At 38.7% G+C, this 12,791-nt stretch carries 13 protein-coding genes; 7 read left to right on the top strand and 6 right to left on the bottom strand.

Features of this window, described 5'->3' with window-relative positions; translation table 11 throughout:
* Nucleotides 1-21 precede the first annotated feature (21 nt).
* Together R6U77_RS09460 and R6U77_RS09455 are read right to left on the bottom strand one after the other, a co-directional pair.
* A complete protein-coding gene (locus R6U77_RS09460; RefSeq protein ID WP_319838278.1) occupies nt 22-1,758 on the bottom strand; it encodes an ABC transporter ATP-binding protein in 1,737 nt (578 codons plus the stop codon).
* Nucleotides 1,755-3,497, bottom strand: a complete 1,743-nt coding sequence (locus tag R6U77_RS09455) for an ABC transporter ATP-binding protein (RefSeq protein ID WP_293928907.1) — start codon at nt 3,495-3,497, stop codon at nt 1,755-1,757. Before R6U77_RS09455 ends, R6U77_RS09460 begins: the two co-directional genes overlap by 4 nt.
* A gap of 824 nt (nt 3,498-4,321) precedes the next feature.
* Between R6U77_RS09455 and R6U77_RS09450 the strand changes: the two genes are divergently transcribed.
* From R6U77_RS09450 to R6U77_RS09440, 3 genes are all read left to right on the top strand, one after another.
* A complete protein-coding gene (locus R6U77_RS09450; protein WP_319838277.1) occupies nt 4,322-5,674 on the top strand; it encodes a hemolysin family protein in 1,353 nt (450 codons plus the stop codon).
* An 89-nt stretch (nt 5,675-5,763) separates the two neighbouring features.
* Nucleotides 5,764-6,663 (top strand): cation diffusion facilitator family transporter, encoded by a 900-nt coding sequence (locus tag R6U77_RS09445; RefSeq protein ID WP_319838276.1) that lies wholly within the window; start codon nt 5,764-5,766, stop codon nt 6,661-6,663.
* 27 nt (nt 6,664-6,690) lie between these two features.
* The gene (locus R6U77_RS09440; RefSeq protein ID WP_319838275.1) at nt 6,691-6,978 is read left to right on the top strand and encodes a hypothetical protein; all 288 of its coding nucleotides are present in this window, start codon (nt 6,691-6,693) and stop codon (nt 6,976-6,978) included.
* A 39-nt stretch (nt 6,979-7,017) separates the two neighbouring features.
* Here R6U77_RS09440 and R6U77_RS09435 read toward each other — a convergent pair whose 3' ends face one another.
* Both R6U77_RS09435 and R6U77_RS09430 read right to left on the bottom strand, forming a co-directional pair.
* Entirely contained in the window at nt 7,018-7,668 is a 651-nt protein-coding gene (locus R6U77_RS09435; protein WP_319838274.1) for a response regulator transcription factor, read from the bottom strand.
* Between the two features lie 11 nt (nt 7,669-7,679).
* On the bottom strand, nt 7,680-8,792 hold the full coding sequence (locus tag R6U77_RS09430; RefSeq protein WP_319838273.1) for a GAF domain-containing sensor histidine kinase: 1,113 nt from the start codon (nt 8,790-8,792) through the stop codon (nt 7,680-7,682).
* Between the two features lie 197 nt (nt 8,793-8,989).
* Between R6U77_RS09430 and R6U77_RS09425 the strand changes: the two genes are divergently transcribed.
* From R6U77_RS09425 to R6U77_RS09410, 4 genes are all read left to right on the top strand, one after another.
* Nucleotides 8,990-9,415 carry a disulfide oxidoreductase gene (locus R6U77_RS09425; RefSeq protein ID WP_319838272.1) on the top strand — a complete coding sequence of 142 codons (426 nt, stop codon included), beginning with the start codon at nt 8,990-8,992 and terminating at the stop codon, nt 9,413-9,415.
* 1 nt (nt 9,416) lies between these two features.
* Complete coding sequence (locus R6U77_RS09420) at nt 9,417-9,887, top strand: thioredoxin family protein (protein WP_319838271.1); 471 nt, start codon at nt 9,417-9,419, stop codon at nt 9,885-9,887.
* A gap of 55 nt (nt 9,888-9,942) precedes the next feature.
* A complete protein-coding gene (locus tag R6U77_RS09415) occupies nt 9,943-10,791 on the top strand; it encodes an RluA family pseudouridine synthase (RefSeq protein WP_319838270.1) in 849 nt (282 codons plus the stop codon).
* A gap of 214 nt (nt 10,792-11,005) precedes the next feature.
* A complete protein-coding gene (locus R6U77_RS09410; RefSeq protein ID WP_319838269.1) occupies nt 11,006-11,629 on the top strand; it encodes a LysE family translocator in 624 nt (207 codons plus the stop codon).
* 34 nt (nt 11,630-11,663) lie between these two features.
* On the opposite strand, the gene R6U77_RS09405 is transcribed toward R6U77_RS09410, so the two are convergent.
* Together R6U77_RS09405 and R6U77_RS09400 are read right to left on the bottom strand one after the other, a co-directional pair.
* Complete coding sequence (locus R6U77_RS09405; RefSeq protein ID WP_293928894.1) at nt 11,664-11,888, bottom strand: phosphate-starvation-inducible protein PsiE; 225 nt, start codon at nt 11,886-11,888, stop codon at nt 11,664-11,666.
* Nucleotides 11,889-11,964: 76 nt separating this feature from the next.
* Complete coding sequence (locus R6U77_RS09400) at nt 11,965-12,786, bottom strand: aldo/keto reductase (protein ID WP_319838268.1); 822 nt, start codon at nt 12,784-12,786, stop codon at nt 11,965-11,967.
* Nucleotides 12,787-12,791 lie beyond the last annotated feature (5 nt).

Below are 12,791 nucleotides of genomic sequence, written 5' to 3'. Positions count from 1 at the left end.
AAAATCGGCAGCTCCTCTGATTTAGCCATTCAATGAATTTGCCTGTAGCTGGTACATCGTTTCATAGCGACCACCTAATGCTAACAGCTCATCATGTGTGCCTTGCTCAACGATTTCACCACGATCTAGTACAAGAATTTTATCAGCATTTTTAATTGTTGATAGACGATGCGCAATAATAAATGTCGTACGCCCTTGCTTTAATACGTCCATCGCATGCTGAATAATTTCCTCTGTCTCCGTATCAATATTCGATGTCGCTTCATCTAATATTAAAATCGCTGGATTGAATGCTAGTGCACGTGCAAAGGAAATTAATTGGCGCTGTCCTGATGACAGCGTGCTTCCTTTTTCAATTACTGGCTCATCTAGTCCTTTTTCTAAATTTGCCAAAACGCGCTCGCCACCTACTGCAGCTAATGCTTTTTCAACTGTTTCGCGTGAAATACGCTCATCATTTAAGCTCACATTGGAAGCGATTGTACCTGTAAATAAATATGGGTCCTGTAGCACAATACCCATATGGTCACGAATGGATTGGCGCGGCAAGCTTGTAATATTTTGCCCATCAATTGTGATATGCCCTTTTTGTGGGTCATAGAAGCGGAATAACAAGTTCATAATAGAGCTTTTACCTGAGCCTGTATGCCCAACAAGCGCCACTGTTTCGCCTTTCTTCGCTTCAAAGTTTAAATTTTTCAAGACGTACTCATCATCTTTATAAGCGAAGGAAACATTGTCAAATACCACATTGCCCTCGTAACGTGGGATGCGCTCCTCGCTTACCGCTTCCCCTTTTTGATCCAATAGCTCAAATACGCGAGAGCCAGCCACTAATGAGCGCTCTAGCTGTGAGAACTGATTAACAAATTGGACAATCGGATTGAATAAGCGCGTTAAATAGTCAACAAGCGCATACAATGTCCCTGCTGTAATTGCTTCAGGCATCGTCATCGACTGCGTACCAAAGTAATAAATAAACACCATAAACATTAATAAACGCAATACGTTTACTAAATTAAAGGATGTTGCTGAATCTAAAAATAATAGCTTCCGCTCATACTCGTAATGCTCATTATTCATCTCCGCAAATTCCTTTTTCATTTGGTCTTCACGGCGGAATGCTTGAATAATCGTCATTCCATTAATCGATTCATTAATCATCGCATTAATATCAGCGATTTTTGTACGAATAACGTGATTGTATTTAGAGGCAAATTTACGATAACCAATCATCCACACGTAAATAAATGGAATCACAACTAAGGCAATTAACCCTAACTTCACATCTAAAATAAATAATGCAATATAAACCCCTGCAATGGAAATAATGCTTGTTGCAAATTGTGATAGCACTGTTACATATAAATTACGCACTGCCTCTGTATCATTCGTTACACGTGCCACTACTTTGCCGGCTGGTAAGTTGTCAAAGTAGTGAATTGGCAATGTTTGAATATGTCCAAAGACATCTTGGCGCATTTGCTGTACAACACGATTTGCCCCAATTTGCAAATAAATATACATAAAATAACGTAAAATTGCTGTCGCTATTGATAACCCGAAGAAGACAATTAATAGCCATGTTAATGGTTTAACAGCAATATCTCCTGGTGTCATATAGTTATCAATAATGTGCTTAGCGATAAATGGTCCTGCTAAATCTGTAAAAACTGCTAATGTTAATAAAACGAGCCCTACTAATATTGGCTTTTTAAATAATAATGCGTAATGATACAATCGTTTACTTGTACTCATTCAGATTCCCCCTCTAGCTGCTGGCGGTCAAACTGCTCTTTATACCAACCATTTTGTGCAAGAAGCTCTTCATGTGTACCTTGCTCTGTAATCATCCCTTCATCTAGCACGATAATCTGATCTGCGTGCTGAATGCCTGATAAACGGTGTGTTGTAATAATCGTCGTTTTACCACTACGTTCATTTTGAATATTGTCGATAATTTTCGCCTCTGTTTTTGCATCAACAGCTGACAAAGAATCATCCAAAATTAAAATTTCAGGATTTTTAATGAGTGCACGTGCAATGGATACACGCTGCTTTTGTCCACCCGATAGCGAAACACCCTTCTCTCCTACAAGTGTTTCCATTCCCATCGGCAAGTTTTTCAAATCTTGCTCAAAATGCGCAAGTCGAATTGCATCAGCAATTTGCGCCTCTGTTGCATCTTCTTTCCCAAATAAAATATTTTCTCGAATCGTTCTTGAGAACAATACATGATCTTGTGGCACATAGCCAATCCAATCTAACACTTGCTCCTTAGTTTGCTGTGCTAAATCGACTTCTCCAATTGTCAATTGCCCATCACCTAGCGGATATTCTCGTAATAGTTGCTTAACAAATGTTGTTTTACCAGCACCTGTTTTTCCAACAATCCCCAATGTTTGCCCTTGCCTTAAGGCAACTGAAATTTGCTGTAAATTTTTCACCTGTGACAAAGGATACTGGAATGTAAATTCGTTAAAGCCAATTGCCGTTGGTGCTTGTAATGCAACTGCCTGTGCTGGATTTTGTACATCCGCCTCGTAATGAAGTGTTTCCTGTACACGGTCAAGTGAGGCATTCCCTTGCTGCATAACATTAATCAGCTCACCAATCGCAAACATCGGCCATACCGCTAAACCTAAATAGACGTTAAATGTAACAAGCTGACCTACCGATAGCTCACCATTTGATACTAAAACCGCCCCATAGCCTAATGCCACAACATAACAAATCGCTGTACCGGCCTTTGTGATTGGACCAAACAATGCGTTAATTTTGGCTACATGAATGTTTTTTTGGAACACTTCCTCGCTTTTATTGACAAAGCGTCCTTTATCTCTCGTTTCCTGTACATAGGCACGAATAACTCGTACCCCTGCAACAGACTCAAGCACATCATCATTCAGCTCACCAAATGCTTCTTGCGCTGTCATATAACGCTCGTGGACAATTTTTCCTAAATACTGAATAATAATCGCCATAATCGGCACAGGTAGCATAGCGAAAAATGTTAGCTTCCACGAAATGGCGAAGCCCATCGCTAAAATAATCGCTGCCATATAGACCGTTGAATCAACTAATGTCATAATGCCAAAGCCTGCTGTCAACGACACAGCATTTAAGTCATTTGTTGCACGAGCCATTAAATCACCCGTACGATTTTTTTCATAAAATGTTGGCGTCATTTTTAAAAATTGGTGCATTAAGCGCTTGCGTAACATACGCTCTAACGTAATTGCGCCACCAAATAATTGATATTGCCATACAAAATTCATTAAATAACTAACAATAATGATGAGCAGCATACTAACTAAATAATAGCTAAGCAGCTTGCCTGTCATCAAACCTTTTGTCATTTCATCAATTGCCTGCCCAATCATCCAAGGTGGAATAACCTCCACAACACTTGCTAAAATAAGCAATACAATCGCAATGGTGTAACGCTTCCAATGCTGTTTAAAAAACCATGTTAATTTTCCTAATACATCAAACATACTCTTTTTTACCTACTTTCCTATCAATTACACCTCGGTGTAATGGCATTTGGATTTTCTCCTGTTTGTAAGAGAAAGTCATGACCCCCACCAGAGGCTTAACTTGAATCAGCAGAGAGCTTGCTACTCCTCCTGATTGCAATGTTTTTGCATTCATCCCACTAGAGGGATTTCCCGCTGAATCAAGTTAAAGCTACACTATCCACTATCCAGCGATTCCCTTTTTAAAATTTTTGCTTGAAATTGTTTGAACATATCCGATGTCCTCCTCCATCTAATTTTGCACAGCGTACACACAAAAAAAGGCATATATCCCCATTTAATTAGGATACATGCCTAAAAAAAGAGATACAGGGACGTGCCTGTATCATCCATTCATTATGCGCGTTCAAGCAAATAATAAAAGAATACGTTACAGGTCCGGATTAAAATGTTTAGTTGTTTTGTTGTTTAATAAAATCATCATAATCCTTCCCTCCATTTCCTTAAATTATTTAGTGCCCCTTAAGATTAGCATACAGAAATTTACTTCGTCAATATTTTTTGAAAAATAAAATGTTTTTGTGAATTCTGTCGATGAGGAAAACTTGAAATTAATAATACCTATAAATAAAAAACAAATATGGTGATTATGTAAATATTGGCTATTCATTAGTATCCTCTTTAAAATAAAGGCTAATTAACACGCTTGATAAAAAAATCATCAGCAAAAATTGTTTTTTTCTTTGAAATATTTTATGATAAAAGTATTCAAAAATTTTTTAATAACAGGAGGTGTACTCTTTATTTGCCACCCTCATTCGGGCCGCAAGTAAAGGATTTATTTGGACGGAGATATAGGAGAGCTAACCATAAGGCTTGTAGCATTTGCTCTATTAATTGCTGCTACGGCATTTTTCGTTGCAACTGAGTTTGCCATAGTAAAAGTGAGGACTACACGAATCGACCAGCTTGTCGCTGAAGGGAATAAAAAAGCGATTAAAGCGAAAAAAGTAATTGCCAACTTAGATGAATATTTATCAGCATGTCAGCTAGGTATTACGATTACTGCGCTTGGACTTGGATGGTTAGGTGAACCAACATTTGCACTGATTTTAGAACCATTATTCGAGCTAGTTGGTTTGGACGGTAGCGCCACAAAGATTATTTCGTTTATTATTGCATTTTCACTTGTAACGTTTTTACACGTTGTCGTAGGGGAATTATCGCCAAAAACTTTAGCTATTCAAAAGGCGGAGGCTGTCACGTTAAACTTAGCAGGACCACTTATTTTATTCCATAACATTATGTATCCTTTTATTCGCGCATTAAATGGCTCAGCCCGCGCAATTACAGGTATGTTCGGTTTAAAGATGGTTTCTGAATCAGAGGCAGCGCATTCCGAGGAAGAGCTTCGTATGATTTTATCAGACAGCTTAAAAGGTGGAGAAATTAACCACTCGGAATACGAATATGTAAATAGTATTTTCGAGTTTTCTGATCGAATCGCAAAGGAAATTATGGTACCCCGTACTGAAATTATTAGCATTGAGAAAGACCAAACATTACGTGAAGTTTTCGAACTAATGGGCGTTGAACAATATACACGTTACCCAATTACAGATGGTGACAAGGACCATGTTGTTGGCCTAGTCAACATGAAGCATTTACTTACTGCTTTCGTTAAAGATCCTGCAAATGGGGCTACAAAAGTAGAGGAATATATGCAGCCTGTTATTCGTGTTATTGATACAATCCCAATTAGTGACTTGCTATTAAAATTCCAGCAGGAACGCATCCATTTAGCCATTTTAATGGATGAATACGGTGGAACTTCTGGTTTAGTCACAATTGAAGATATTATCGAGGAAATCGTTGGCGATATTCAAGATGAATTCGATGAAGATGAAATACCTGAAGTACAAGAAATCAGTGAAAACCATTATATTATTGACGCAAAAATGCTGTTAGAAAACGTCAATGATATTTTAGGTATTGAAATTGAAGATGAAGATATTGATACAATCGGTGGCTGGATTATGACACAGCACTTTGATGTCGTAGAAGGAGACTCTTTTGAGGCATATGGCTACCAATTTACAATAAAAGAATCCGATGGTCATCATATTTTATATGTTGAAGTAAAAAAGCTTGCAGAAGAAGAAATTCCTGAAAATAATTTAATTGAAGAAATGTAATGTCAGTGTTAGGGGCTGTCCGAAAAAGGATTATATCTTTTCGGACGGCTCCTTTGTCATGTCTAAAAGTCTTTCTAGGAGGAAACATTGTGGAGCTATATACAAATTTACGTGCCGGTGAAAAAGGCGCTTGGTTATCTATTGGAACTTATATCGTACTTAGTGCAATGAAATTAATTGTTGGATATATTGGGAGCTCTGCTGCTTTAAAGGCGGACGGGCTCAACAATACAACGGATATTATCGCCTCTGTTGCTGTGTTAATTGGCTTGCGCATTTCACAAAAGCCAGCAGATGATGACCATCAATATGGGCATCTCCGTGCGGAAACGGTTGCTTCACTCATTGCAGCATTTATTATGATTGCTGTCGGTCTGCAAGTGCTTGTTTCTTCCGTTCAAAATATCTGGCACCCAACACATGCCACACCTTCAACGCTAACAGCTGTTGTTGCACTTATTAGCGCTGTTATTATGTATGGCGTTTACCGTTACAATATTGCTTTAGCCAATAAAATTAATAGCAGTGCTGTCAAGGCGGCCGCCTATGATAATCGTTCAGATGCCCTCGTTAGTATCGGTACAGCAATCGGAATTGGAGCTGCGATTGTAGGCTTCCCTATTATTGATGTTATTACAGCATTGCTCGTTGGTGTTATTATTGTCAAAACAGGTGTAGAAATTTTTTGGGAGGCTGTGCATACCTTAACAGATGGCTTTAATACAGAGGATACCGAGGCGCTTTGCGAGCTTATTCATAAAGTAGATGGTGTCATTGACCTAGTAGACTTTAAAGGACGCATGCATGGCAATATGTCATTTGTTGATGTGACAGTCACTGTAAATCCTTATTTAAACGTCTGGGAAAGCCATGAGATTACTGAGCAAATCGAAAATACAGTGAAACAATTCAATCCATATTGCGTTGTGCTCGTGCATATTGAACCACATGAAATCCCTACTCCAACAGAGGGAGATTATCATTTTTAAGAAATACGCTATTTAGGAGGTGTTTCCATGAAAATACTTTTACTGATGGTCGCTTGGGCAATCATTTTTCAAAAGCTTCATCAATTTAGCTACGCAGACAAGGTAAAAAGAAGCTGGAGGAAATATATTTTGTTTTCCATTATTGCTAGCATCATTGTACCGTTTATACAGCTTTATGCAAATAATGAGCTAGGAACACTTCAAGAAAATATAACGAACGCCTCTGTCATAGCAATTGCCATTTTAGTTCTTCTAATCGGTGGGGCTTATTTGAAAATGAAGATTGATGAATGGAGTGAGGAATTTCAAAAATAGACGCAAGGGGCTATCGTTATTTACACCCCTTGCGTTTTTTTACATCTGCCCACTGCCCTCTGTTAGCCCATGCTTCACTGCATATAAAGCTGCCTGTGTGCGGTCTTGTACCTGTAGCTTGGCAAATATATTAGAAATATGTGTTTTCACTGTTTTTTCGGTCACAAATAAAGAAGCAGCAATTTCTCGGTTGCTTTTGCCCTTTGTTAGCTCTGCTAGTACATCCTGCTCTCGCGGTGTTAATGGATTGAGCACATGAAGCTTTTGCTCCTCCTCACGCAAGCCCTCCTCCAGCTGTGTTGTTGCTTCTGGATGCAGCATGTTTTCTCCGCGCATAATTTGACGGATCGTATGCACTAAATCATCTGGCTCGATGTCCTTTAATTGATAGCCTGATGCGCCTGCATCAATTGCTGGAAGTACATGGTCTTTATCCGCAAAGCTAGTTAGCATTAATATTTTTATCGTTGGATACAATGCTTTAATGCGCTTTGTTGCCTGAATGCCATCCAGTTCAGGCATCACTAAATCCATCAGCACAATATCAGGCTGCACCTCTTTAACTAATTGTACTGCTTCTACGCCATTTTTCGCTTCCCCTACTACTTCAATATCCTTTTGTGTTTTTAAAAAAAAGAGTAGTCCCCTTCTTACGACATGATGGTCATCTGCAATTAAGACACGTATCATTTCATTACCCCCTAATATGGCAGACGGATTAATAGCTCCGTTCCCTTGCCAATTTCACTCACCCAATCAGCTGTCCCGCCGATAGCCTGTGCTCGATCTTTAATCGATTGAATACCAAGTGATGGTATTCGAGCCTTTGGGTCAATAACAAAGCCTCGCCCCTCATCTTTAATGACAAGCAAAATATCTGTTTGTGTCACTGTCACATAAAGCTCTGCTATTTTCACCCCTGCATGGCGCCGTATATTGTTTAATCCTTCTTGTGCAATGCGGAACAATGTTTCCTCAATGCGTGAAGGTAGCTGAATAACACCTGAAACATTGACAATCAGCTTTAAGCCAAGCATTTCAGCATAGACCTTTATCGCTTCAATAAGACCGCTTTCTAAGCCTTTTGGACGCAGTTGCCAAATAAGTGCTCGCATTTCTGTTAATGCTTCCTGTGTCAGCTCTTGAATTTCTTTAAAGGTTTCCTTTATTTCAGGCTGGTCACTCATTTCAATACCTGCACGTGATGTCAGTGTTACTGAAAATAACAGCTGATTCACCGAATCATGTAAATCCCTTGCTAAGCGATTGCGCTCCTGTACTAATGCAATTTCCTGCTGCTCATTCGTTAAATAAATTCTTTTGATAGCAGAGCCCATTTGAAAGGCAACCGATTCTAAAAGCTCTAGCTCTTCCTCTGTAAAGCGCACCGTATTTTTTGATGCGACATTTAAAATACCGAAGCGCTCCTGTCCTGATTGCAGCGGCACTGTCGCATGATGTGTAATACCACCTGTATCATTATCGCTATCTCCCATTGCGCCTTCAATGCGCTGACACTCAATAATATTAGAGGCCTTCATCAGCTCATCATTGCGATAGCGCGATACGCACCAGCAGCCCCCTTTACTTAAATGCTGACAGTCATTTTTAGCTAATGCTTGCGGTAAATTTTCATGCGCCACGAGCTTGGATTTCCCTTTACTATCAATAAAAAAAATCCAGCCTGTATCAAATTTTGTACCATTTAAAAATTTGGATAAAGCACCTTTTAGCATTGGAATCATTTCCGTCTCTTCATTTAACAATTCTGCAATTTCTTTTAGTATCGTAATGTTTGAATGATTTAAGCTCATGATTCACCTCGAATTTCTTTCCATTATCATATCATTGAATCACTACTCATTGCATGCATACGATGCTCATACTTTTGGCTGAAATCAATTGTGAAATCCTACTCACAAAGTATTCATAATCTAAACAATTTACTTCTCTGGGCCTTTTATCTATAATCAATACGTATCATTCATTTTGACATGTAGGAGAAACAATGATGAATAAAAAATTAGAAAATGGTCTGCTTGCTATTTGGGTCGTGTCATTAGTTGCAACACTTGGCTCGCTTTATTTCTCTGAAATTAGGCAATATACCCCTTGTGAAATGTGCTGGTATCAGCGAATTTTAATGTATCCAATTGTGATTATGACAACGGTTGCCTACATCCAAAAAAATGCACGCATCGCCGTAACAACAGCCGTATTTGCTTGTATTGGTGGGAGCATTTCACTTTACCACTACAGCATCCAGAAGCTTGATTTTTTACAATCAACAGCTCCTGCTTGCGGTCTTGTTCCTTGTACAGGACAGTATATTAATTGGCTTGGATTTATTACAATCCCATTTTTAGCCTTAACTGCATTTGTCATGATTGCAGCAATTAGCTTTCATATGTTACGCGTTTTAAAGGAGGAAAAATAAAATGAAGAAGCTTGCTATTTTTGGTGGCGTTATCGCTGTTTTATTTATAGCGATTATTGTACTAACGAATATGTCAAACAATAGTAAATTAAAAAATAATCCTTATGGTAAGGAAGATTTAAGACAATCCACAATCGATCAGCTGAATGATGAAAACTATCAAAATATTATTTTACCAGATGCATTAGAAAAGAAAATTGCAACAGGCGAACCAGTTTATGCTTATCTATTCAGTCCAGAATGTGGATACTGTAAGCAAATGACACCAAAATTAATGCCTACTGCCGATGAGCTAGACATTCATATTGATCAATTAAACGTTTTAGAATTTCCTGAGCAATGGAATAAATATAAGTTAGAGGCTACACCAACATTGATTTATTTCGAAAATGGTAAAGAAGTTACACGCATGGTTGGCGACTATGATGTTGATACAATCAAGGAATTTTTCAATAGTATAAACGCACAATAATGACTATCGTGCTCCGAATATTTTCGGTGCACGATTATTTTTTAGGAGGATACCTATGTTTACCTATACAATACAACAAGATGGTCAAACAATTGAACGGCTGCTACGTGAAGAGTGGTGCTTAGGCAAAAAAATCGTCCATGAATTGCGCATGGCAAAGGCCGTTACATTGCAGGATGGCACTGCTGCACTTTGGAAGGAGCCGCTCACGACTGGGACGTTATTAAAATTTGATTTCCCTACTCCTTCCTCAAGCTATCAGCCAACTGCACAATGCGAGGTAGTCATTCGTTATGAGGACGAGCATTGCTTAATCGTTTCAAAGCCAAAGGGTATGTCAACACATCCAAACGAGGCAAATGATACAAATACATGTATGAATCATGTGATGGCACATATTCAAGCAAACGGTGGCAGCTATGCTGAGCATGTGCATCGCCTTGACCAAGGAACGAAAGGGCTACTTCTTGTCGCGAAGCACCCAATTGCAAAATCAGTATTTGATCGAATGATTGAGGAAAAAACGATTATTCGCACATATGCTGCTGAAGTACAAGGCAATATCCGTACAGATAGCGGTGTCATCAATGCACCGATTGGCAAGGATCGTCACCATAATACAAGACGCGTCGTTTCAGCATCAGGTCAGCATGCAGTTACTCATTATGAGGTGGTGCAACGCTTTAAAAATAGCTGTGTTGTCCACGTTATATTAGAAACAGGACGCACACACCAAATTCGTGTCCATATGGCACATTTAGGTCACCCCATTATCGGTGATACCTTATACAATGCACGCCAAACAGCAACGAATGATTATGAATTACATGCCATTCAGCTTGAATTCCAGCATCCTTTTATAAATGAACGAGTTGTTGTAAAGGATAATGCAGTTCAAAAGTAATGATTCGCTCAACGAAGTGACAATTTCGCTCAACGAATCAGCAATTTCGCTCATCCAAAGCTAAAATTCGCTCAACGAAAAATAAGCTTGTTTGACTAAGGTTATCGCCTTGTCAAACAAGCTTATTTTTATTTCCTTAAATAGTATTGCGAATTTTCACTTATTTTTGCTACAATATGGAGCAACTATTCTATTATAAGAAATGAGGTTGCCCATGGAAAATTTTACGCTTTATCTTTTTATGTGTGTTATGCTCATCATTTTACCTGGACCTGATACAGCCATTGTTACAAAAAATACGCTACTCATTAATAAAAAGGCTGGCTTGCAGACGATGGCTGGCACATTATGTGCCTTAATGATTCACACATCTGCTGCTGTGCTTGGGCTCTCTGCTATTATTGTCAAATCAGCTGTTGTTTTTTCCATTATTAAATATATCGGAGCAATGTATTTACTTTACCTCGGTATTAAAACGTTGATTGCCATGACAAAAAGAAAGCCGCAGCTTGTCGATGCCGTGCCACATAAAAATGATAGCAAATCAAGCTTTATGCAAGGCTTTTTAACCAATTTACTTAACCCGAAAGTAGCGGTCTTTTTCTTAACATTTTTACCGCAATTTTTAGCAACAAATGCTAATCCATTGTTGCCATTTTTCATTATGGGTATTACGTACACAGCTTTGACTGCTCTATGGTTTATTGGCTATGTCTACTTGCTCCACCAAATCCGTTCATTTATGAATAAACCAGCTACGCAAAAAGTGATGGAAGGTGTAACAGGAGCTGTCTTAATACTATTTGGCGTAAAATTAGCCTTAGAAAAGACAAATTAAAATGGCAGCTGGGAAATTCCCAACTGCCATTTTTTTATAGCTTGTTAATTAATGCAAAGATTGTTTCTTTTAGCTCGTCATCATTGTCAGATAGTTGTACTAGGTTGCTTAAACGCTCACGTAATACTGGACGTTCAATTACTAGCTGCTCATCTAATACTTGTACTAATAATTCAATAATTAAGCGGTCACGCTTTGCTAAAGCTTCCTCTAAGCGCTCTGGTGCAATTTTTGCATTCGCATGTGATACTGATGCCATTGGAAAGTCCTCCCTATTATATCGATATACATTCATATTTTATCATAGTTTGTTTCCCTTTTGGCACATTTCACAATTAAAAGTCGAAATTATCAGGGTCTGCACTTGTGCGATGGAATGTATTTAATGCTGTAATAGCAGCAACTTCATCTGCTGCAAGCGCAAAGTCAAATACATGTAAGTTTTCTGTAATACGCTCTGGCGTTACAGATTTCGGGATGGCAATATTACCAATTTCTAAATGCCAACGTAGCACAATTTGCGCTGGTGTTTTGCCATATTTTTCAGCTAAGTTTTTGACAACAGGATGTGTAAACACAATACCTGTACCAAGTGGCGCCCACGCTGTTATCGCAATGTTATGCTCTGCGCAAAACGCACGCAATGCATCCTGTGACAAAGATGGATGACACTCGATTTGGTTGACCATTGGCTTCACATTTGCTACTGCAAATACTTCTTCTAAATGGTGTTGATGGTGATTCGATACGCCTGGCACACGAATTAGCTTTTCATCATAAAGGCGCTCAATTGCTTTATATGTGTCCGCTAATGTTGGCTTTGGCCAATGTGTTAAATATAAATCAATATAATCTAAATTTAATTTTTTTAATGATGTTTCAAAGGCACGCAATGTATTATCGAAGCCTTGGTCTGCATTCCAAACCTTTGTCGTAATAAATAGCTCTGAGCGTTCGATGCCTGAAGCTTTAATTGCTTCTCCTACCGCTTCCTCGTTTTGATAAATTGCTGCTGTATCAATTGCACGGTAGCCTGCTTTTAATGCTTGTGCTACGCCATCAACTGCAACATCATGCTCCTTCATACGGAATACGCCGTAACCGATACGTGGCATTTCTACACCGTTTGCTAATGTGATTGTTTTTGAAATTGTCATAAATA

Source organism: Lysinibacillus louembei (assembly GCF_033880585.1).
Taxonomy (GTDB): domain Bacteria; phylum Bacillota; class Bacilli; order Bacillales_A; family Planococcaceae; genus Metasolibacillus; species Metasolibacillus louembei.
The sequence above is the reverse complement of the archived record's forward strand: the minus strand, read 5'-3'. Positions and strand labels throughout refer to the sequence as shown.